The 23,206-nt window shown below is 37.9% G+C and carries 19 protein-coding genes and 1 riboswitch; of the genes, 6 read left to right on the forward strand and 13 right to left on the reverse strand.

The genetic code is table 11. The features are described from left to right. Window positions 1-39 precede the first annotated feature (39 nt). On the forward strand, window positions 40-489 hold the full coding sequence (locus KHA94_RS05780; RefSeq protein WP_213101125.1) for a hypothetical protein: 450 nt from the start codon (window positions 40-42) through the stop codon (window positions 487-489). Between the two features lie 773 nt (window positions 490-1,262). Here KHA94_RS05780 and KHA94_RS05785 read toward each other — a convergent pair. From KHA94_RS05785 to KHA94_RS05815, 7 genes are all read right to left on the reverse strand, one after another. Then, window positions 1,263-2,159, reverse strand: coding sequence for a M23 family metallopeptidase (locus KHA94_RS05785; RefSeq protein ID WP_338030695.1), 897 nt, complete (start codon window positions 2,157-2,159; stop codon window positions 1,263-1,265). 268 nt (window positions 2,160-2,427) lie between these two features. Then, on the reverse strand, window positions 2,428-2,964 hold the full coding sequence (locus KHA94_RS05790) for a hypothetical protein (RefSeq protein ID WP_213101126.1): 537 nt from the start codon (window positions 2,962-2,964) through the stop codon (window positions 2,428-2,430). 496 nt (window positions 2,965-3,460) lie between these two features. Further along, on the reverse strand, window positions 3,461-5,044 hold the full coding sequence (locus tag KHA94_RS05795; RefSeq protein WP_213101127.1) for a helix-turn-helix domain-containing protein: 1,584 nt from the start codon (window positions 5,042-5,044) through the stop codon (window positions 3,461-3,463). A gap of 40 nt (window positions 5,045-5,084) precedes the next feature. Continuing rightward, window positions 5,085-6,728: a urocanate hydratase gene (gene hutU, locus KHA94_RS05800; RefSeq protein ID WP_213101128.1), complete on the reverse strand. Its 1,644-nt coding sequence runs from the start codon at window positions 6,726-6,728 to the stop codon at window positions 5,085-5,087. A 251-nt stretch (window positions 6,729-6,979) separates the two neighbouring features. Then, window positions 6,980-8,119: an acyl-CoA dehydrogenase family protein gene (locus tag KHA94_RS05805; protein ID WP_213101320.1), complete on the reverse strand. Its 1,140-nt coding sequence runs from the start codon at window positions 8,117-8,119 to the stop codon at window positions 6,980-6,982. Window positions 8,120-8,144: 25 nt separating this feature from the next. Further along, window positions 8,145-9,305, reverse strand: a complete 1,161-nt coding sequence (locus KHA94_RS05810; protein ID WP_213101129.1) for a CaiB/BaiF CoA transferase family protein — start codon at window positions 9,303-9,305, stop codon at window positions 8,145-8,147. 123 nt (window positions 9,306-9,428) lie between these two features. Next, entirely contained in the window at window positions 9,429-10,832 is a 1,404-nt protein-coding gene (locus KHA94_RS05815) for a sodium:solute symporter family protein (protein ID WP_213101130.1), read from the reverse strand. 473 nt (window positions 10,833-11,305) lie between these two features. Here KHA94_RS05815 and KHA94_RS05820 point away from each other — a divergent pair, with 473 nt between their 5' ends. Continuing rightward, the gene (locus tag KHA94_RS05820) at window positions 11,306-12,142 is read left to right on the forward strand and encodes an undecaprenyl-diphosphate phosphatase (protein ID WP_213101131.1); all 837 of its coding nucleotides are present in this window, start codon (window positions 11,306-11,308) and stop codon (window positions 12,140-12,142) included. 38 nt (window positions 12,143-12,180) lie between these two features. On the opposite strand, the gene KHA94_RS05825 is transcribed toward KHA94_RS05820, so the two are convergent. Next, complete coding sequence (locus tag KHA94_RS05825) at window positions 12,181-13,419, reverse strand: MFS transporter (protein ID WP_213101132.1); 1,239 nt, start codon at window positions 13,417-13,419, stop codon at window positions 12,181-12,183. A gap of 301 nt (window positions 13,420-13,720) precedes the next feature. Between KHA94_RS05825 and KHA94_RS05830 the strand changes: the two genes are divergently transcribed. Next, complete coding sequence (locus KHA94_RS05830) at window positions 13,721-14,749, forward strand: LLM class flavin-dependent oxidoreductase (RefSeq protein WP_213101133.1); 1,029 nt, start codon at window positions 13,721-13,723, stop codon at window positions 14,747-14,749. A gap of 71 nt (window positions 14,750-14,820) precedes the next feature. Here the strand turns inward: KHA94_RS05830 and KHA94_RS05835 are convergent, their stop codons facing one another. Then, window positions 14,821-15,405: a DUF1836 domain-containing protein gene (locus tag KHA94_RS05835; protein WP_213101134.1), complete on the reverse strand. Its 585-nt coding sequence runs from the start codon at window positions 15,403-15,405 to the stop codon at window positions 14,821-14,823. A gap of 137 nt (window positions 15,406-15,542) precedes the next feature. On the opposite strand from KHA94_RS05835, the gene trhA reads away from it, so the two are divergent. Continuing rightward, window positions 15,543-16,190 carry a PAQR family membrane homeostasis protein TrhA gene (trhA, locus tag KHA94_RS05840; protein ID WP_213101321.1) on the forward strand — a complete coding sequence of 216 codons (648 nt, stop codon included), beginning with the start codon at window positions 15,543-15,545 and terminating at the stop codon, window positions 16,188-16,190. Between the two features lie 52 nt (window positions 16,191-16,242). Here the strand turns inward: trhA and KHA94_RS05845 are convergent, their stop codons facing one another. The 3 genes from KHA94_RS05845 to KHA94_RS05855 all read right to left on the reverse strand — a co-directional run bounded on the left by KHA94_RS05845 (window position 16,243) and on the right by KHA94_RS05855 (window position 19,520). Next, window positions 16,243-16,506, reverse strand: a complete 264-nt coding sequence (locus KHA94_RS05845; protein WP_057776460.1) for a hypothetical protein — start codon at window positions 16,504-16,506, stop codon at window positions 16,243-16,245. A gap of 113 nt (window positions 16,507-16,619) precedes the next feature. Then, the gene (locus tag KHA94_RS05850) at window positions 16,620-17,990 is read right to left on the reverse strand and encodes an aldehyde dehydrogenase (RefSeq protein WP_213101135.1); all 1,371 of its coding nucleotides are present in this window, start codon (window positions 17,988-17,990) and stop codon (window positions 16,620-16,622) included. Window positions 17,991-18,542: 552 nt separating this feature from the next. Then, window positions 18,543-19,520, reverse strand: a complete 978-nt coding sequence (locus tag KHA94_RS05855) for a Rieske 2Fe-2S domain-containing protein (protein ID WP_213101322.1) — start codon at window positions 19,518-19,520, stop codon at window positions 18,543-18,545. Window positions 19,521-19,682: 162 nt separating this feature from the next. Here KHA94_RS05855 and KHA94_RS05860 point away from each other — a divergent pair, with 162 nt between their 5' ends. Together KHA94_RS05860 and guaC are read left to right on the forward strand one after the other, a co-directional pair. Continuing rightward, window positions 19,683-21,044, forward strand: a complete 1,362-nt coding sequence (locus KHA94_RS05860; protein WP_213101136.1) for a uracil-xanthine permease family protein — start codon at window positions 19,683-19,685, stop codon at window positions 21,042-21,044. A 293-nt stretch (window positions 21,045-21,337) separates the two neighbouring features. Beyond that, window positions 21,338-21,436: riboswitch (purine riboswitch) on the forward strand. An 84-nt stretch (window positions 21,437-21,520) separates the two neighbouring features. Beyond that, complete coding sequence (guaC, locus tag KHA94_RS05865) at window positions 21,521-22,504, forward strand: GMP reductase (RefSeq protein ID WP_213101137.1); 984 nt, start codon at window positions 21,521-21,523, stop codon at window positions 22,502-22,504. An 80-nt stretch (window positions 22,505-22,584) separates the two neighbouring features. On the opposite strand, the gene KHA94_RS05870 is transcribed toward guaC, so the two are convergent. Further along, window positions 22,585-23,028 carry a HupE/UreJ family protein gene (locus KHA94_RS05870; RefSeq protein ID WP_338030708.1) on the reverse strand — a complete coding sequence of 148 codons (444 nt, stop codon included), beginning with the start codon at window positions 23,026-23,028 and terminating at the stop codon, window positions 22,585-22,587. Window positions 23,029-23,206: the final 178 nt, after the last annotated feature.

Here is a 23,206-nt window from a genome sequence, read left to right on the forward strand (position 1 = left end):
TATTTCTGAAGCAAGTAATCTTTTTTAGTAGGTGCTGATATGGAATGGATTGAAATTAAAGGAAATGAAGATATTAAAAAGTTGCTTATAATGTTTGGTAACTTTCACGATAGCTGTTTGAAAGAGTTATTGATGTGGACTGACAGTTATGTTGACAAAGACCTGTCTATGGGGGTTGGATTGGGGCTTGATACCAACATACGAATGCTTTTTCAAAGACAGTTCAATAATCCATCGGCAATAGAATTGTTATTCGAAGGAGTAACACAATTTCACTTAAGTCCAAGTCCCGAAAATTACGATTCAATTATCTTAGATGCCATCCTCTTATTACAAGATGGGACATTCTATTGGGCAGATGCTTATGATTGGAAACCAATTAGCCACGATGACGAAGTTACTTGGATTGCATCTAAAAGAGTTAAGTGGCGTGATGTAAGCAATTGGATGGGTGACAACAGAAGATATGGTGTGCTAAATGAAGGTTAAATTTTCGCTTCTTCAACTACCATGAAAATAAGTTTCTTTAAGATTAGAAAAATGACATTACTTAAGAAGCCCCTGCTCAATCGTTAAAAAAAGAGAAGAGCGTTAATTAATAAGTCTATGGATTAGGGTTGACTGGATTAAGGTCATTATCAGTATTAACACTGCCTCACCATTTTCATTCTCTGTGGTGCAGCACTGATTTTGTGCTGCATGGATGGCTAACGGGTGCTTTAGTTGAACAAGAATTAAACAACTTTATTATTGATTTTTGTCTACAAACACATTTAAATGGTTAGAAATTAAACAACTTTAAAGAGCCTTATTACAATATGATTTGTAGCGAGGCTCTTATATTTTTAAATCAAAATTAAATAACTTTATTATCACTTTACATATGCGTCTACTCTATAGAGTACTTTTTTGTTTTTATGAGAGCCGGTCAATAAACATGGGGAGTGAGTACACTTCAATTAATGGGTAAAAACGGAAGTAGTGTATTTTGTTTATATTGTTGCATGAAGAGATAAAGTGAAACTTCCATCAGTGGGTTTTTTTTCCATCCCCCACTGATGGTTAGTTGCGGCCCACAGGAGGTGGGTCACGCAGACGTTGCCACACGATGTGGCGCTTTTAGTCTGTGTTCATTTTACGGGCTTTTACGGGCAGTTGTCCCCCACCTATCTTCCTCGCTTCTCTCAATCTTGAGGTGGGGGTCTTACTGCCCGTTAATGCGGGATAAAACGAACAGCCCCCTCATTAATATCCAGTTTTTATTAACGTACTAAGCTATTTCTCACTAAAAATCGATCATTAAATGTTATCGGTACACCTTTCCCGTCTTTTTCAGCGTGAATGTGTAAATGTGGTTCGCTTGTATTTCCTGAGTTTCCTACATTTCCGAGTTTTTGGCCCGTTTTTACTTTTTCTCCTTTTGACACGACTATGCTTCCCTTTTGCATATGGGCCAATAAAATGGTGGCATCATGATTCTCGCATAGTAAGGTGACATGATTCCCTTCAGGATTTTCTGGATCGGATTTAGGAGGTGGAAGATCAGGTAAATCATTTTGTATGTTGACTACTTTTCCGTTACAAGGACTATACAGATCATCTTCATATATTTTATATTTTTTAAGTTCCTTTGGATATAGCCCCTTTGCACGGGTTCCAAGCGTATTTAATTTTAAGATGTCTAAAGCATATTTCTGAGCTGGGTGGGAATTATGATAATTCATCAGTACCTGATTTCCACCCTGCCCAACATAGTAGGTGCCATTCTTAAGTGGGAAAGTTAACTCAATTCCTTTTTCGTCTACTGTATAGCTTTTTACGATAAAAGCATTATAAGTACCAAAAACCAATAATAGGACAACATAAATACCGATTGAAAACTTTTGATTTAGAGTATATTTTGTGACAAACGGCAAATTACGTACCTTTTTCCAAGAAAAAATAAAAGCGCCAATCAGGAGAATCAACCAAAGAAAGCGAAAATAATATCCTATCCAACTCCAGTTTCCTGCTTGAAATAACCAAACGATTAGTACTACAGTTACCAATGAGTCCAACAACCATTCAAGTTTACTTTTAAAAGAAACCTTCCATAGCATCATAATAAAGATGGCAGGCAATACGATTAGCATACCGATGGAATAAAAGATTGGAAACACTATTTCTCATCCCCCTATTGATTCATTGTTTGTAGTGCTTTATTAGAAGTTACTACATGACTGGTAATATATTACTTCATGCCAGTTTTTACTATAACACAGGGATAATAGTTAAAGAACCTTTTACTTCTTTTTCAACAATGCTGGCCCTAAACATAAGGAAAAAGCACAATTCCTGCTGCAGAATTGCGCCCGATGATTGAAGATCCATAAACCATGAAACCGACAAATGTTTCCGAGTGATTAGTTAATGTTTTAGCAATAATTTTTATGCCAATAGGTAGCGCATTAATCCCAATATGGCAAAACAAAATAAAACTATGCCAGATCCTATGCCGGTGATTGCACTGCTGGCAACGCCCAATTTTTTTGATCCCCATGGTGATATTACTGCAATTGCTATCATAAGTACCGCTAATAAATACAGACTGGGGTCTTTAAAGATGTTTACTAACCAGAAAAAATGAACTCCTACGATAAAAGCAATCCACGGAGCAACATAATCCTTTTTTTTACTTCGGATCAACGAGAAAGCGCCGAGACCCGCTATTAAAAATTCAGTGTAGAAAACAATTAGGTAGTTATTAAACGTGTTCTTTTTTGACAAAGTAGTAGCCGCATCCCAGTGCGTCACGCTTAAGTACACGCCAATCAAGCATACTAACAACGCAATTCCGGAAGCAACCCCGATATACTTGCGCCAATTTTCTCTGGGATTCTCCTGAGCCCACCCGAACCAAACAAAACTAAACATACCGAAAATCGCTGTGTACATCACATAGTCCCTTATATATTCCGGCTCCATAGTCACTCCCCCTTCTGTTTTAAATTTATTATTGGGTATATTTAAATATCCCTTCGAAAAGGTTTATTAAGGGAAAAACAACGTATGTCAAAATATGTACAATACTAATGACATGTTTCAAATTGATTTAAGTTGTATTTATAAAACACGAAAGACAGGCAGCATATTTCAAATAGTGTACTTTTTAAAAGGCTTTCCCTAAACTCAATTGGTCAAGTAATATAGCTTATTAAACTTTTTCGGGGTATTGTGCAGAAACACTCTTATTAAACAATCTGGCCTTAAAATTAATTTGTTTATTGTTATTCCTAAAATATCAGATTTACAGAATAAAAGAACGTATGTTTCTATATTTATTTTCAGATATTTGAAGTGACACTAACAATTATACTTTTTAGCGGCACTCCGTATCTGACCTCACTTTCATCCCACGTCTAAAGACAGGCTATGCCCGGTATGGGCTTTCTCGTTCGGGAAATTTGTAACTAGCATGGAGTTACGAAATTCGCTTGGGGGTCATACCGCTGTAAGATTTAAAAACTCTACTAAAGTATCTTGAGGTACTGTAACCAACAGTTTCGGCGATTTGATAGACGGTACAGTTTAAATCCATCAACATTAATTTCGCTTTTTCCATTCTCAATTGGGTTAAATATTCAATGAAAGAGGATCCTGTTGTTTTTTTAAAAATATTGCTGAAATAGTTCGGGCTTAAGTGTACTTCCATTGCCACACTTTCTAGCGTAATCTCCTCAGTGAAATGACGATTGATATAACCTAATGCCATTTGGACTGACTTTAGCATGCTCTCATTATGATTGCTAAGTACCATCTCTAAGAATTGGTGTACAACCTTATCAAACCATAAGCAAATTTGCTCGAGGTTCTCGAGAAGCAGCAGTTCTTTGGCATAACTTAATTGCATCGTTAAAATTTCCTTTGGCTGTACGCCACCGTTGATAGCTGCCCTTGAAAGAGTAGAAAGCAAATCTAAGGTTTGCAGTCTAAATAAACGAGGACTAATATTCCGCTGTGAAAATATCCAACGCAAAACAGCGGCCAAACTACTTTTTACACCTTCAAAATCTCCCATCGTTAATTGGTTGGCCATTACGGCCATTTCATTCATTTGAAGCAAGTCCACATTATTTGTAAACGGCTCGACATCTTCAATGTGGATGACGGCATTTGACCCAGTAAAAAATTTATTAGCCACTGCTTGTAAAGCTTCTTGATAGGAAACATGAAGGTTCCTCGCATCTTCATAATAGTTTCCAATCCCAATCGTCATAGAATACCCAGTGCTCTCTTGAATATATTCTTTTAATTTAAGAGCATGCCCAGATGATAGCGCCTTGTATTCTTGTAAATGATTTTGCACAGGCAGTGACATAAGAACGACAATATTTTCTGGTCCATTCATAATAACAATCATTTCTTTTACTTGGCTGGAGTCAAAATACGATTTAACAGAAACAATGATATCATTGCGGATAGATTGGCCCCATAATTCACTTTTATTTTCCGTTAATCGTCGGTAATCATCTACACACACAACCATACAGGTATCCGGAATAGCCGATAATCCGGCCAATTGGCTACGATCCCATATTACTTTGGAATGCTTTGTATTTCCATAAATCAAATCATAAGCCAAACTCATTTTTAATTCATCCTTAATCGGTTCCAGCTGGTCATTACTTAACGGAGTGGATTGGAATGGAACGTTCCTCTCACCTTTAATAATTTCTTGAAAAAGCTTGTATAAGCCTTCTTCATTTAATGGAAGCTTAAAGCAGTCAAATGCTCCATTTTTAAAAAATCTCCTTATTTCATCATGCTGAAAATGCTCTTTTATCATAATCGAATACAAGTTACGATGAGATTGTATAAAACGGGTAACAGCCTTCTCTTCAGCTAAGTCCATATCAAAAAAAACAGCGACAACTTCTGGAGTGATAGATGGAGTTAACGTATGGATTCTTTCAAACGAGAATGGAGAATGAAGGTAAGTATTTACATTCTCGATTTTCTGAAGGAGGCGTTCATCTTCCGAAAAGATTAAAACCTTTTTTTTCATGTAAACACAACCTTTCTTCGATGAAAAACAGCTTTTTGTGTTATAAGGGTTTCTTCAGACCTAATTCATGAACTTTTTGATTTGCCTTCAAATAGCCGGCATCTGCATGCCTGATGATATTTAAGCCTGGATCGATAGTCAGCAAATTACTTAGCTTTTTTAATGCAGCTAGGCTGCCATCCGCTACAGCTGTCATACCTGAATGGATGGAGTTCCCAATCCCTACGCCGCCCCCATGTTGAATGCTAACCATCGCAGCGCCATTACTGGCATTCATTAACGCATTCAAAATCGGCCAATCACTAACGGCATCACTTCCATCGAGGAGGCCTTCTGTTTCCCTTGTCGGCGCAGCCATTGTACTACCTTCTGAGTGATCTCTTGTAATCGCTACCGGTGCTGATAGTTCACCCGATGCGACCATGTTATTAATTAATTCTCCTATCTGACGGCGTTCATTATAATCGAGCCAGCATGTTCTGGCAGGCAATCCGTAAAAATAAATTTTTTCTTGAACAAATTTTATCCAGCGGCAAATTCTTTCGTCACTTCGAAATGTGGATAAAACAGCTTCATCCAATTTATAAATATCCCCCGGGTCCCCTGAAAGCGCAATCCAGCGGCATGGCCCCCGTCCCTCACAGTAGAGCGGACGCAAATATTCAGATATAAAGCCAGGAAATGTGAACGCACGTTCAAATCCTGCTTTATTAGCTTGGCCGCGAATATTATTTCCGTAATCAAAGACGATCGCTCCCCGTTCCTGTAGCTTACACATGGCCTTAACATGCGCTATGACAGTTTCCGCAGCCATTTCTAAGTATTTTTCCGGTTTTTTATTCCTCAAAAAAGAAGCTTGATCTAATGTTAATCCGCTCGGAATATACCCGTTCAGCAAATCATGAACCGCTGTTTGATCAGTTACAATATGGGGAGTCACTCCCTTATCGACCATTTCACAATAAATATCCGCTGCATTTCCCTGAAGAGCAATTGCTAGCGGCCTGCCCATGGACATTGCCTCGTATGCTAATTTTAGTGCTTGATCGAGAGAATGCACTTTCATATCGCAATAATTGTTAACCAATCGTTTCTTAATTTTTGCCTCATCCATTTCAACTATAATACATACTCCGCCATTCATCTTGACGGATAAAGGCTGAGCTGAGCCCATACCGCCAAGTCCGGATGTCACAACGAGTTTACCTTTCAACGTGCCAGCGAAATGCCGGTTCGCGATTTCACTCATCGTTTCAAACGTCGCCTGCAGTACACCTTGAACACCTATATAAGCCCATGAAGCCGCAGTGGCCTGCCCATACATTGTCAAGCCCTTCTTTTCAAGCATGTTAAAATAATCATCATTTGCCCATTTCGGGACAACCATCGCTGTCGATGACAGGACTCGAGGAGAAAACGGAAAAGTCCGGAACACCGCAACAGGCTTTCCGGATTGAATCAATAATGTGTGGTCTTCATCTAGTTGCTGCAGCTCCCGGATAATCACTTCCAATGACCTTTTATTTCTAGCCGCTTTCCCCTTGCCGCCATAGACAATTAGCTCTTCACTATTTTCAGCTACACGAGGATCTAAGCTGTTTAGCAATAATCGAAATAATGCTTCTGTTTCCCAGTTTTTACAGGATATATTCCTTCCGGTTGGTGAGTGGATCGCTTGGAGCATAGAATATCTCTCCCTTTAATGAGAAAAGCGCAGGGCGCCTGACTATCGGCGACAAGCAGAAGATGAGCCGGCTACTAGAAGGTATCTTTTTTACCTACTGGACGGATTAGCTTGTCTCCTCGAGCCGATGGCGCCCGGAGCTGACTGATTCTCAAAGTTAATATTTATACAAATTAGATACGAGTTCATCAAGTATATTGATATTATCTCACGAAAGACATCCATTTTCCTCTATTATTCAAATTTTTCTGTTATTTAATAACATGGTGAGAGATAACCATCTTTTGTACTTGAGAGGTTCCTTCAAATATTTCTAAAATTCTTTGATCACGATAGAAGCGTTCCACAGGATATTCCTTCATATATCCGTACCCGCCATGAATTTGCACAGCTTTATGAATGACCCGATTTGAGGCTTCAGATGTAAATAACTTCGCAATGGAGGCTTCTTTCGAAATTCTATATCCTTTTTTATCTTTAAGGCTCGCTGCATAATACGAATACAAACGGCCAACTTCGATATCTGTAGCCATTTCAGCAAACATCCATTGCAAGCCTTGAAACTCGGAAATCGGCTTGTCAAACGCAATGCGCTCTTTCGAATAAGAGACAGCAGCATCCAAAGCAGCCTGTGAGAGGCCAATGGCCATGGAGGCGATTCCAATCCTTCCCCTATCCACTACCGTCATGGCGATTTTGAAGCCATCCCCTTCCTTACCGATAAGGTTTTCCTTTGGAATTCGGCAATTTTCAAATACAATTTCATGTGTTCGAGCACCCCGAATCCCCATTTTGTCATCACCGGCTCCATAGGATAATCCCGGTGTTCCTTTTTCTACAATAAAGGCACTGATTCCTTTTGTTCCTTTTTCTGTATCGGTCTTAGCATAAACAACCAAGGTATCAGCATAAGCGCCATTTGTAATAAAAATTTTAGAACCATTAAGAACATACTCATTTCCCACAAGCTTGGCATTTGTTCTCATCGAGGAAACATCCGTCCCTCCGTTCGGCTCTGTTAAGCAAAAGGCAAACAATTTTTCTCCTGTACAACCTGGTATTAAGTATTTCTTCCTCTGTTCTTCGTTCGCTGCAAGATAGAGTCCATCGATTCCTAAATAATGAGCGGTTAGGATGGAGCCTGTAGCAGCACAACCGTAGGTAATCTCTTCAACGGCAATCGCTTCAGCAATCGAATCCGCACCAACCCCACCGTCTGCTTCCGGATAGGCAATTCCCATTAACCCTAATTCTGCTAATTTGGGGATATGCTCTGTCGGGAAGCGATTTTCTTCATCTAATTCCGCTGCTTTTGGCAGCAGCACTTCTCTACTAAAATCCCTTACCATTTTACGAATACTTTGCTGTTCCTCAGTCAATTCAAAATTCATCATCGTTCCCCCTAGCCTTCATAAATTAAATGTTTATTTTTGTTCGATTTTTATATTTTTCAATAATTTCTCTAGTGTGTTCACCCAATAATGGACTTGGATTCTTTATTACAACAGGCGTTTTTGATAATTTCACAGGGTTTCCTAGTATTTTCATCTTGCCGGCAACCGGATGCTCCATTTCTATAAGCATTTCTCTTACTCTTGTATGTTCATCTTCACAAATCTCATCAATCGTTAAAATTGGCGAGCTCGGAACTCCCCCTTCATTTATTTTTTCAACTGCTTCTTCAACTGTGTACGCCTGCAGCCAGTTTTCAATGATCGCCTTTAATTCATTTTCATGCTCTGTTCGTGCTCGGTCTGTACTGAATCTTACATCTTCCTTAAGACCCGGATCCCCCATAATCCTGCAAAGTTTGTTAAATAATGAATCGTTTGCCACTGCTATCACAATATATCCATCATTTGCTTTATAAATATCAAACGGTGAACTGATTGGGTGACGGCTTCCTATTCTCTCAGGGACAATTTTATCCACCGTGTATCTCATAACATTGCTTTCCAAAAGCGAGAAGATGGAATCAACCATGGCAATATCAATATATTGACCTTCACCTGTTTGCTCCCGGTGGAATAATGCCACCATAACTCCATAGGCGGCGTACAGTGCTGCACTCATATCTCCAAGCGAGGACCCGGCACGAGTTGGCGGATGTTCCGCATGTCCAGTAATGCTCGCTAGTCCCCCCATCGCTTGAGCAACAAGGTCATAAGCTGGTCTTTGACTATATGGACCGTACTGTCCAAAACCCGAAATAGAAGCATACACTATTCTTTCATTGATTAATTGTAAGCTTTCATAATCCAATCCAAGCTTTTTCATGACTCCTGGTCGAAAGTTTTCAATAACTACATCTGCTTCCTTCACTAATTCCTTTATAATCGCGATCGCTTCAGGGTTTTTCAAATCAAGTTCAATGCTTTTTTTCCCTCTGTTTAAAAAAGTGAAGTAACCGCTTTCATTATTTAGAAAAGGACCGAATCCTCTGGTATCATCACCTGTACCAGGTTTTTCAATTTTAATCACTTCAGCTCCCATATCAGCGAGCAGCATCGTACAATAAGGACCTGCTAGTACTCTCGTAAAATCGAGAACTTTTATTTTTTCAAGAGGCTGTTTCATTGTGCTTTCTCCTTTTTTTTAATAGGTTACCTTTATTTTCAACTGCACCGTTTTTTGCATCAAGAGTGATTTCTTACTGTTTTGTCCACTTTATTACGATTATTCAGAAAAAAGTGCACATCTTTATTGTTTGAGCTGAATATCATTCGCAGATGATTTCCTTATACTTTCTACAAACGTGAAGATAAAAATAATTATAATGCTCGTAACCAAGCCAAAGAAAATTGGAACGATCGATGTGGTTCCTTTCATCGCTAAACTAATTCCTATCACCACTGTACTGATAATAATGGAATAGAACACGGCACGTGAAGAAACCCTTTTCCAGAAAAAACCGAATATTATTGGGAAAAATAATGCTCCCGATAAGACAGCAAACGCGATATCAAGGGCCACTAATACATCCTGGATCCACAAAGCACAAACGATTGAAAATAAACCGATCGCGAATGTCGTTATTCTTGAGACAACCAAAAACTTTCTTTCACTAATCGTTGGCATAAATAGCCGCTTGATGATATCGTTTACGATTAAAGTTGAGGAGGCAAGCAACGTTCCGGATGAAGTTGACATTAATGCGGAAAGGACACCTGCTAAAACAAACCCTAATGCACCAGCAGGAAGTACAGAAATCGCAATGCTGGCAAAAGCATTTTGAGGATCAGATAGATTAGGAAGAACTACAAGGGCACTCATTCCAATCAGCGCAACTGCAATAGCGTATAAAAATGAATATCCGCCCGATACGATCATCCCCACTCTTGAAATTTTTAAGGTTTTAGCAGTAAAAATCCGCTGCCACACATCCTGCCCTACAACAATTCCTAATGTGTACAACAGTATACTCTTAAAAATATCCACTCCGCCCATCACTGTGAGGTTGAAGTGGTCCGAAGGAAGGTTCTCCTGCAATCCAGCAAAGCCGCCTACCTTGCCTAGACTAATTGGAAGCATAATAAAGAAGACACCGATCGTCATGACGGTAAACTGAACAATGTCTGTCATGGTCACAGACCACATACCGCCTAAAACGGTGTAAAATAAGACAATCCCCCCGGCAACTAAAATGGAAATGGTAACGTCCCAGCCTACCCAAACATTTAAGATACTTCCTATTGCAATAATTTGAGTAACGGTAAGCATTGTTGTATAGGTGGCTGAAACGAGAGAACTAATTAATCTGGCCTCTACATTAAAACGATTCTCTAGCATCTCTCCGATCGTTAACACTCGTAAATGAAAGATCTTCTTAGCTAGAAAAATACTAATTAGAATCAACCCTATACCTTGTGCACAAACAAACCACATGCCAGACAATCCAAACTGATATCCTAGTTTAGCTGTCCCGACCGTTGCAGCACCTCCGAGTGTAAGAGCTGAAAGACAGGCGGTAAACATGAAAAAATTCAAGTTCCTCCCGGCAACGGTATAATCCTCGGATGTCTTCGCCTTCTTTGCCCCAATTAATCCAACTATAGCAATAAAAACGAAGTAGCCAACAATGATTACAATATCAACTATATTCATAGCAAAACCCCATTCTTAAGAGTATTATCTGAATTTTAGCACTTCTCGTTTTTCTCAATAAGTGCATTTTCTTTTGAATAGGTTCACTTTTTTAAGGTGCACTGCACACATAGCTTTGTCTATAACCCTTGACTTTAATTATTTCGATGAGTTTTAGTATAATCTAAATCTCCTTCGAGCATCATTCTGTTATATTGTATATTTTTCTTTATAAATCAAAGAGAATATACCATTTATAGAAACAGAATAATGAATGAAGGAGCTTTTTATGTTTCATCTGCCTTTAGCCTTATTTTTTATTTTAGTCACCCTCATTTGATAATTTCTTAATCATTTTTCTATTATCTATGTTATACTTTAACAGCATTATTTTTAGGATATTTAATATGAGAGTGTAGGGTAAATCTCCCCTTTTTCCGTTTATTCTTATGAATGGAAATATTTCAAATTAAGTAAAAGGAGCTATTCAGCATATGGAAGTTGATTTCATTAATATTCTTAAAGCAATTATTCTTGGGCTTGTTGAAGGCTTAACAGAATTTGCGCCTGTCTCTTCAACAGGACATATGATTATAGTGGATGATATGTGGCTTAATTCAAAGGAGTTTTTGGGAGCACCGACAGCGAATACGTTTAAAGTGGTTATTCAGTTAGGATCTATCCTAGCAGTGGTTATCATCTTTAGGGATCGATTCTTTGAGATGTTAGGTCTGGGTCGGAGAAAAAAGGAGAATGTCTCTGGGGAAGGCCATTTAAAGCTTACTCATGTAATTATTGGTTTAATTCCTGCAGGTGTTCTTGGCCTTTTATTTGAGGATTATATTGATGAATACTTATTTTCCACTAAAACGGTATTAATCGGGTTAGTCATCGGCGCCATTTTCATGATCATGGCAGACATTTTTGGCGGAAAGAGCCCAAAGGTTAACACGGTTGATAAAATCACATATAAGCAAGCGCTCTCGATTGGTCTTATTCAATGCTTCTCTTTATGGCCAGGCTTCTCCCGTTCAGGATCAACCATCTCTGGTGGTGTATTATTAGGATTAAGCCATCGAGCAGCAGCTGATTTCTCATTTATAATGGCTGTTCCGATTATGGCTGGAGCGAGCTTCCTTTCACTTTTGAAAAATTGGCAATATATCACACTAGATGCCCTGCCGTTTTTCATTGCCGGTTTTATAAGTGCATTTGTATTTGCCCTTATTTCGATCCGTTTCTTCTTAAAATTGATTAATAAAATCAAGCTTGTTCCATTTGCGATTTATCGAATTGTTTTAGCATTAGTGATTTATCTTGTATTCTTCTAAAAAAAAATGGACTATCCATATGAGATAGTCCATTTTTTTCATTCTGATATTTGTTTCATAGGGACAGAGGATGTCTCTCCAGCCATCCTTCTTTTCGCTAGCCAAAGTAAAAATAATACCGGGACACCGAGAAGGCTTGTCGTAATTAAGCCAGCAGGGACAGAGATCGTTAAAGCAATCCAGCCGACTATAGGTCCTCCAGCAATTTGACCAAAGGCATCAAGCTGGCCAAACATTGACAGCATTGTGGCACGTCCCTTAGATTCAAGTCTTTGATTTAACCATATACTATACAGCGGAGCATTTAATCCTCTCAAGCTTGAGCTAATCCAATAAGAAGCAAGGGCAAGCCATAGATTTCCGCTTATAGCAAAGAGAAAAATACTAACTATCAATGCACTATTGATGATGAGAAGTATCCAGACAAATCGTAGTTCACCTGTTGCTGAAGCCTTTACTTCAATCCATTTCACCAATCCGATATTTAGCAATAATGCAATCGCGTTGATTACGCCAAACCAAATAATGGCAGAGCTTTCAGACAGCTGTATATCTTCAAGAAAATGAATTTCCCATAAGCGGTCAAAGCCTTCGCTTGCTAGTCCCCACATAATGGATACCCCCGCCATGCTTAACAATACTACATTATTCTTTATCTTTTGGAATCCACCAATAATAACTGAAGCCATTTGCCGAATTTGAGAATGGTGCGTACGTTCCATTTTCACGAAATGCTTCTCTGGCATTTTAATTGCTAACCACAAAGCAAGAATAAAAAACGAACATGCCGCTACAATAATAGTGATTTGCACGGAAAACAGCATAGAGATTGCAACACTGGCTACAATACCGATAATTTTTCCAATTGAGGCCATTTGAGAGCCAGTCAGAAATAGCTTATCCAAGTCCTTTCCTTGAACCTCATCGGCAATCCAAGCTTCTTCTGCTCCACTAAAAAAAGTATACCCTAAACCCCAAATCGCATATGCTGCACCAATCGATACGAATAGCGGAATACTGCCTTCCAGTAAATGAGCACATCCTAGAATAACCGTTCCTATTACAATCGACCATTTCCTGCTAAAATGATCGGCAATTACACCAGTAGGTATTTCAAATACCAATACGGATATCTCCATTATTGTCCCAATAAGGACAAGCTGCAGTGGGTTCAAATCCGCCACTGTTACAAAATAAATGGCATTCACAGTAAAAATGACTTGAAATAAAAATGCACGTATTCCTGTTAACCGATAATAAACTTTTCTTGCTGCCAAAGTAGTTCCTCCGTTTCAATCTCTTTATTAGTGCATAAATAAAGTCTGAAACGAAGATCAATTAAATCATAAGGGCCTTCGTTTCAAACTAGGAAACAAGTACCTCTTTTAACATAAAAATACACTCCTTTTTTCAGATATTCCCATTATAGTTTAGCTATCATAAACCTGTCATTAATAATTTTAAATACTCTTTCAAATTTAAGTTCAGTTCGTTTTGTTTTGCCGTATAATAAAAAATTGATAAAATGGCAATCAAATAAAACTTTTAAGTGATCTTTTAAAGAAAGAGGCTGAGTTTATGTCATACCTTTCACAATATAAATCATTAAAGGATATACGATATTCTGTTCTCGACCTATCTCCTATTATTGTTGGCGGTTCAGCAGCTGAATCGCTTCAAAATACATTAAATTTAGCTCAGCATGCTGAAAATTGGGGTTATCACCGTTACTGGCTAGCGGAGCATCATAATATGCAAGGGATTGCAAGCTCGGCAACGTCTATCGTTATTGGCTATGTAGCAAATGGAACATCTACGATTCGTGTAGGTTCAGGAGGAGTTATGCTGCCTAATCATGCTCCTTTAATCATTGCAGAGCAATTCGGGACGCTTGAATCATTGTACCCAGGAAGGATTGATCTTGGGCTTGGACGTGCACCTGGAACGGATCAATTAACTGCAAGGGCATTAAGGCGTGATCGCAGAAGTGATGGCTCTGACTTTCCAGAACAGTTAGAGGAATTGCGGACGTATTTCGATCCATCAAGGGCTTCAGAACCTCTTCATGTTCGAGCAGTGCCTGGTGAGGGCTTGAAAATTCCGATTTGGCTGCTTGGTTCAAGCGGATACAGTGCGCAGCTCGCTGGCCAGCTTGGGCTTCCATTTGCTTTTGCAAGTCATTTTTCACCAGAAAACACATTACCTGCACTCAGCTTATATCGTCGCAGCTTCCGGCCATCAAGTATTCTGGAGAAGCCTTATGCCATGGTAGGAGTTAATGTGATTGCAGCCGACACAGATGAAAAAGCCAAATGGCTTGCAACATCGATGCAGCAGCAGTTTCTTGGTCTGATTCGCAATACACCTGGTCAATTAAAGCCACCAGTTGATAACATGGACGATCTTTGGAGTGAGTATGAGAAGGCACTTCTTCAAAAACAGCTTGGATCCTCCATTATTGGCGATCAAGAAATGGTAAAAGATAAGCTGCAACATTTCCTCATCGAAACAATGGCAGATGAATTCATGATCAATGCTCAAATTTTTAATCACGACGATCGCCTTCGTTCGTTTGAACTTGTTTCCGAAATTTTTAAAAGTCATTGATATCGTTCACGAAAATCAATAAAAGCCTCCACAAATCGGAGGCCTTTATTGATGACAAAATAAAGTTTTTTCTATTTATTATCTACCCCATTATCACTAATTTCATCAACAAGCTTTTCCGCTACTCGACGATATAAATTACTCATATGAGCAAGTGAAGCGATCATGAGGATATTTTCTAGTTCTGCTGAATGGCTATCTTCTAGCTCCATCACTTCTTCTTTTACTTCTTTTGATTTTAATTCTATGTCTTCTTTAAAAGCATCATTGTTTTTATTCGCTAAATGAAGAAAAGTTTCATAAAATTGATCTATATCAATATCGCTATTCATTACTCTCTCATTTATACCAGATAGAGTTTCTTTAATGTCATTAATAGAAAGAGCACCTTTAAATTGATAAATAAGGCTTATGAGAATGAGATGCTCTTTTGAATATTTTTTATTTTTAATAGGGAGAAATAGCTTCCCTTTCGCATAATTATTAATCATTGTTTTGGTGAGTACCTTATCCTGATCGTTTCGTTTCGATCCGCTAAATTTATTTTCAAACAGCTGGATAACCTGATCCATATATAAATCAATTTGCGGGATGTCTTCAATTGTGATTTGATTTTCTAAATTAAGTGATTCTATCATTTTCTGAAGATTTTCCATACACATTAAACCTCTATCGTTTTTTAATTATTTTACTCGAAAAAAAGTTTCGTGTAAATGTTGACTACATAATGAAATGGTTATATTATTTTAAGTAGTTATTAAAACTACATACAGATATATTAGGAGGATTAATGATGACAACTTATATTAGAGAGCCCATTAATGGTCTTACCCACTTAGCTGGAGCTATTTTATCCTTTGTTGGCCTTCTTTCTATGGTTATTAAAGCTGCATCAACAACTACATCAGCGCTAGTGATCACATCAGTTGTGATATTCGGGATCAGTATGATTTTACTTTATTCAGCGTCAGCGACCTATCATATGGTAATAGCAAAAGACAAGGTCATCGCATTCTTAAGACGCTTAGACCACGCCATGATCTTTGTCTTAATCGCAGGATCCTATGCACCGTTTTGTCTTATTAGTTTACATGGAGTAACGGGCTGGGTGATCTTCTCAATCGTTACGATTGTAGCGGTTAGTGGCGTTTTCTTTAAAATGATCTGGTTTAACTGTCCAAGATGGCTTTCAACTGCCCTATATGTTGCATTAGGCTGGGTCATCATTTTTGCCTTTTCACCTCTATCCAAGACTTTAAGTTCAGAAGGGCTCCTTTTATTATTACTAGGTGGCATTCTATATACAATTGGTGGAGTAATTTATGCTGTTAAACCTAAATTTCTAGACTTTAAATATTTTGGCTTTCATGAAATTTTTCATATTTTTATTATGATGGGAAGCATGGCTCATTTCCTTTGTGTGTTTTTATATGTTTTGTAGGTTAGTATGGTAAAAAAAAATCCGCTCCCATTAAGGAAGCGGATTTTACTCATTAAAAACCTGAAAAACTCATAAATAATGAAAAAAATAAGACAATAAGAATAATAATGACGATGATAAAAAGAATAAATAATGCAACAATAATCCAGCCTAGCACTTTTCTGCCTGTCGCAATTAAATATATCCCTAATCCAAGTAGTCCTAAGATAAAACCGAGGATTCCCCATAAGACAGGGCTTTTTCCATGCTTTGGTGCATCAATAACCAAATACACGCAACACGCTATACTTACAGCCAACCCAATAAAATATTCCATTCTGTTCCCTCCTTTCTCTCTATAAAAATAATGGAAAGAATAATCAATAAATTCCTATACAAGTTTACCAATAATATGACAAATATTAAATGATCATTTTTTACCTTTTTATATTATTTAAGGAACATCTTTACATACTTTAAAGCATTTTTCGTATTTGGGTATCTAAAGGGCAGATCAAATCTCGTTGTCTGCTTTAATATACTTTTCTCATGAGAAAAGACATCGAAGCTACCCTTCCCATGGTATGACCCGATCCCGCTTTCACCTACTCCTCCAAATGGTAAATAAGGAGAACTTAAATGATAGACTGTATCGTTAATACAGCCGCCTCCGAAAGAAATATCATTTAATATTGTTTTTTGAACCTCTTGATTCTCAGAAAAAAGGTACAGTGCAAGCGGCTTTGGCCTATCTTTTATTTCATTCATCATCAGGTTAAGGTCATCGTACTCTAAAACGGGTAAAATAGGTCCAAAAATTTCTTCACCCATGATCTCATCATCCCAGTTAATTTGATCAAGAATGGTTGGTTCAATGGATAACGCTTCTACACTATAACTCCCTCCAACAATTTTTTTACCGTTATCAAGAAATGCCACGAGTCTATTGAAATGTCTCTCACTTACAATTCTTGTAAAATGACCAGATTGGATAATAGTTTCCCCATACAATTCTTGAATTGCTTTTTTCAATTCTTCGAGAAAGGGCTGCTTAATTTGACTATGAACAAATAAATAATCTGGGGCCACACATGTCTGCCCAGCATTTATGAATTTCCCCCAAACTATTCTTTTCGCAGCATACTTCAAGTTTGCATCTTTATGAACAATACATGGACTCTTTCCACCGAGTTCTAATGTAATGGGTGTTAAATTTTTCGCGGCTGCATTCATGATGACTTTACCTACGGATACACTGCCAGTAAAGAATATATAATCTAATCTTTCTTTTAAAAGTGCGGTGCTCACTTCCACATCGCCTTCAACTACTGCCATATACTCCTCGGGGAAATTTTCACTGATTATTTTGGCTAGAATAGCAGATGTTCTCGGTGTTAATTCAGATGGCTTCAATATCGTGCAGTTCCCGGCAGCCATAGCACCAATTAAAGGCGCAATGGCCAATTGAAATGGATAATTCCAAGGAGAAATCACTAGCGCCACACCATATGGTTCTGGATAAATATAGCTTTTCGACCCGATGGTTGCTAAACTAGTCTTTACTTTTCTTGGCTTTGCCCATTTTTTAAGATTCTTTATTGTAAAACGAAGCTCTTCTAAAACAATTCCAATTTCGGTTAAATAGGAATCAAACTCACTTTTATTTAAATCGGCTTTAAGGGCTTCCATCAGCTCTTGCTCATTCGAACGAATCAAATCTCGCAATTTTTCCAAATTCTTTAACCGAAAAGAAACTTCCTTCGTTTTACCTTGTAAAAAAAATGTTCTCTGTTTTTGAACTAATTCTGTGTATATATTCAATGTTATTCCCCCAATAAAAGCATATTCACGATCAACTATTTCATCTACTTTGATCTTATTATGTAAGCAATCCGTGACAATTTACAAGTATTTCTTTAAAGAATTCAATTGATAAAAAAGAAGTACTTAGAGGTTTTTTTGTTCTCAATGAAAATAGGTGATGGTGTATTTGATTGGTTGATGGCTTAATTCATGTTCGATGAAGACAGATCACAAGGTTTTTAACTGGTTCATGGCTTCTTTCTTGCTCAATCAGGACAGGTCACAGGGTTTTTAGCTGGTTCATGGCTTCTTTCTTGCTCAATCAGGACAGGTCACAGGGATTTTAGCTGGTTCATGGCTTCTTTCTTGCTCAATGAGGACAGGTCACGGGGATTTTAGCTGGTTCATGGCTTCTTTCTTGCTCAATCAGGACAGGTAAAGCGGTTTTTAACTGGGTGAAGGCTTCTTTCTTGCTTAATAAGTAATTGTAGAGTGCTGAAATAATAAAAACGAATTATTTTTATAACGGGGACCTAGTTTCATTATTTAATAGATCCCCATTTCATTTCTTTATGCAGTCCCTAATTTAACTCCGAGCTCTTTTAAATATTGCCTATATGCAATACTCATGCGGTCGCAAACGAGTGAAAGTTCAACCTGTAAATCAAGCGGAAGCTCTTCTGGTTTTTGGTTTTCTACTATTGGCTTGTCCTGAGCAAAAATTTCATTTTGAAAGCTAATAATTTCTTCATCCGTTGTACCAGTATCATAATTAAAGGAAAGGATTCCATATGCTACAGATGTATTTTCATCAACAGGACGAACGGTTAATAAAATAGTCATTTCTGAGTCATTTTCTCGATCTCTTTTCGTAAACTTTACTGTTAAAGGACGAACAATCTCATACGTATAGTAAACATATTTCGGCTTTCCTGAGCCATCAGGGTCCGGTTGAAAAATGGCAATTTCATCAGAATAAATCCTGCCGTTTATATTGTTTACTTTATAGTCTTCAATCACTCTATGCGTTTCTGTTCCTAAAAATCCAAGGTGAACAACTGCTAGATGGCCAACGTCAAGGAAGTTTTCAATAATCCTTGGCGGTTTTGCATTGACTGCCTGAGGTCCCCAAATAACATTATGAAATTCATTCGATTCCATCTCACTATACTGGAACAAATCAGGTTTATTATTGACTAAGTTTACCCAGATAAATCCATATTTTTCTATACATGAATAGCTTTCAGCTTTCGCTTTTTTCGGAATCGCTCTCCCCTTTGGCAGCTGAGGAATTTTCACACACTCGCCATCATGGTTGTATTCCCAAGCATGGTAAGGACAAACAAGGCAATCATTCTTAACTTCCCCAAGTGAAAGTGCTGCCCCTCTATGAATACATAAATCTTTAAAAGCGTGAACTCCTTCGCTATTTCTAAAGATTGCCAACCGCTCTCCCATTAAAACGACCTGAATCGGCTTATCATTAACATCCTCCGAACGGCAAGCTACAATCCAGTCATTTAGTAAAACTTTGTCTTGTATCACGATCTATACCTCCAACCATTTTCTTATTATCTGATTTCATTGTAATAAGAGATAATCAATCGGTCAACATGAAACACGAACAAAAAAATATTAAAATAAAAAAATGTTCGTTTTTTATATACAAACGATTGTTTTTTTAATATAATCCTGTTGAAAAGAGTAATAATGCGAAAATTTGAGGAGGAATACCTTTTGGAACAGAAACCGAATAACGGGATCATCATCGGCGTTGATGATAAAATTAGTTATGGAAAAGCGCTCCTTCTTGGAGCACAGCATGTGCTTGCAATGGATTTGTATATTGCACCAATCATCATCGCAGGACTACTTTCATTAGGTACTGAAAATACTTCTTTCTTCATCCAAATGTGTTTTTTGGCAACAGGGATTGCGACGTTAATTCAGACAGGTGCAGGCATAAAGCTGCCTGTTGTGCAAGGACCCTCGTATGTTCCAATTGGTGCGATTGCTGCAATTGGCGGCAAGCTTGGATTAGGAGCAATTGCTGGAAGTTTAATTCCAGGAGCGATTATTGTGGCTCTCATTGGTTATCCGCTGAAATGGTTTGCAAAGGTCGTTAAAAGAATTATTCCGCCACTAGTCGGAGGAACGGTCATTATAATTGTTGGAATTGCTTTAATGCCAATAGGACTGAATAATGTCTTTCATGCTCCAGGAAATATCGGCGATAATATCATAGTAGCGAGCGTTTCTGCAGGGGTTTTAATCATATGCATGCTTCTTGGCAGAAAAATGCATGGAATCGGTACCTTTTTCCGATTAGTGTCTGTCATTATTGCAATTATTGCTGGAACTTTAACAGCCAGCTTTTTTGGTGGCGTTGATTTTTCTCCAGTCAAACAGGCTGATTGGTTCTCTTTGCCCTCATTCCTTCCATTTGGAAAACCGATTTTCGATGTAAGTGCTATTATAACAATGGTTTTTGTTTATTTTATTATCTTAATTGAGACGACGGGAACATGGTTTGTTGTTTCAACAGTAACAGGTAAAGAGCTCGATGAAAAACGATTGAATCGTGCTTCTGTTGGCGAAGGCCTTGGCTGTTTTGTAGGTGCCCTTTTTGGCAGTACACCAATGACAGGTTATTCTTCTAATGCAGGGCTTCTTGCCATCACTGGAGTAGCGAGTCGATTAGCGATTATGGCGAGCGGTGTGATTCTTGTTTGTTTAGGGCTTGTACCTAAGCTGTCTACTGCCATAACTTGCATACCTGAGCCAGTGATCAATGGGATCTTTGGTATCGTGTGTGTAGCCATTGTAACGAACGGTATGAAGGTTATCCAGCCTATTGTCATTGATGAACGCAATATGATGGTCATTGGAATTCCAATTCTCTTAACAATGGCCGTTACTGTCTTGCCTAAGGAAGTTTTATACAGTGCGCCTGATTGGGCAAATTATATTTTATCGTCAGGGATCTCAGTAGGAGCCTTGGCAACCGTAATATTAAATTTGGCTATACCAGAAAATAAAGAAAAATCTTCTAAAGAGTTTGCGGTTAAATAAAGTTTGATCAAAAATTCTATACAAACCCGTTTTTTATGGTAAATAAGAAGATATACATTTGATTTTTATAAAATAGTTTGATCATTTTCTATCAATGATTCTTGTAATGATAAATTAGATGATGTTATAGATAAAACAAAAAATAATTAAATATATTGTTTTAATATTCTCCCCCTTTTAAGAAAAACCAATTTTTTTGTTGAAAATGTTCAAATCCAACAAGTTTTTTATTAAAAACCGAACATTATACGTTTACATATAATAAAAGTTCGTTTATAATCAAATTTGTGCTTAAATAAATTAATTACATCATTCGTATATTCTTAGAAATATGGTCTAAGAGTTTCTACTAGGAGCCAAAAATCCTAACTACGAATGGGTGGGATTACTCTGCCCATTTTTAGTTAGGATTTTTTTGTTATTTTAAGATTTTGAGGAATATTACTATTAAAATTATTCTTTTAGGAGTGTGTATCATGGAAAATGTATTTGATTATGAAGATATTCAGTTAATTCCAAATAAATGTGTGGTTAACAGCCGTTCTGAATGTGATACCTCTGTAACACTAGGAGGCCGTCAATTTAAACTTCCTGTTGTGCCAGCCAATATGCAAACAATCATTGATGAAAAGATAGCCCTTTATCTTGCTGAAAATAATTATTTTTATATTATGCACCGTTTTGAGCCAGAAAAACGGCTGTCATTTGTTGAGGAAATGCAGGCAAAAGGTCTCTACGCTTCCATTAGTGTTGGAGTGAAGGAAGAAGAATATCAGTTCATTGAAGAGCTTGCAAAGGCAGAGCTTACCCCTGAATTTATTACAATCGATATTGCACATGGTCATTCAAATGCTGTCATTAATATGATCAAGCATATTAAAAAATACCTACCCGAGAGCTTTGTCATCGCTGGTAATGTTGGTACTCCTGAAGCTGTGCGAGAACTTGAGAATGCCGGTGCTGATGCGACAAAAGTTGGGATTGGTCCTGGTAAAGTATGTATCACAAAAATTAAAACAGGATTCGGGACTGGAGGCTGGCAGTTGGCAGCACTTCGTTGGTGTGCAAAGGCAGCAAGTAAACCGATTATTGCTGATGGTGGAATACGAACACACGGTGATATTGCCAAATCAATCCGTTTCGGTGCATCGATGGTCATGATTGGTTCCCTTTTTGCCGGACATGAAGAATCACCAGGAGAAACCATCGAAAAAGACGGAAAGTTTGTTAAGGAATATTTTGGCTCTGCTTCTGAATTTCAAAAGGGTGAAAAGAAGAACGTAGAAGGAAAAAAAATGTACGTTGAACATAAAGGTTCCTTACGGGATACGTTAACTGAAATGGAACAAGATCTTCAATCTTCTATTTCATATGCTGGTGGAACCACTTTAGATTCCATTCGTCACGTAGATTATGTTATTGTCAAAAACTCTATTTTTAATGGCGATAAAGTATATTAAAGCCGAATTGAATAAAAGCATCTAAAGGCAAGTAGTTTAATTTTATGGAGAAAATTAGATGGACAAACAAGACAGCATACTTAATCCGCAGTGATTAAGTATGCTGTTTGATTGCTCTTTGGAAGTTCCGTTTCAGCCAAAGCCCCGGCGAAACCCATACCGTGAATCAGGCCAAATAAGGTCGTCAATTGCCACCGCCATTTCGCCTTTTGAACAAACATATTTTCCACTGCCACATAACAGATCGTAAGGGGAATCAAGGCTTCGACCCAATGCGAACTGACCTGAATACGGTCGGTGGCCACCAAGAAAAGTGTAATGCTGTGGGCGATTGTAAAAGCAGTAACAATTTTCAACGCATCCTTGTAGCGAGATGCGATTAATACTAAGGATAACAAAAACAGCAAATGATCGTACCCGGTCAAAATGTGTTCGATTCCAAGTACAAAGTATTTCCATAGGACGGATTCACTTTCAGTCTGAGCAATGGTGATATGAACATCTTTATTTTTGGTATCAAGAATATTCTGATAGAACTATTCCCCTGAATGGAATCGATGCTGGCTACTGTCTGAAAGTGAACGGTTTTGCATACCTGGTTGCCGGCCAAGTCGCTGGAGGATACAACAAGCGTATGCTGCCTATCGGTTAATGCAAACTTAGGCGTCAAATCCACGGAATCTTTATAAATGCCGTTGTCTC

This window comes from Cytobacillus citreus (assembly GCF_018343665.1).
GTDB classification, from domain to species: domain Bacteria; phylum Bacillota; class Bacilli; order Bacillales; family Cytobacillaceae; genus Cytobacillus; species Cytobacillus citreus.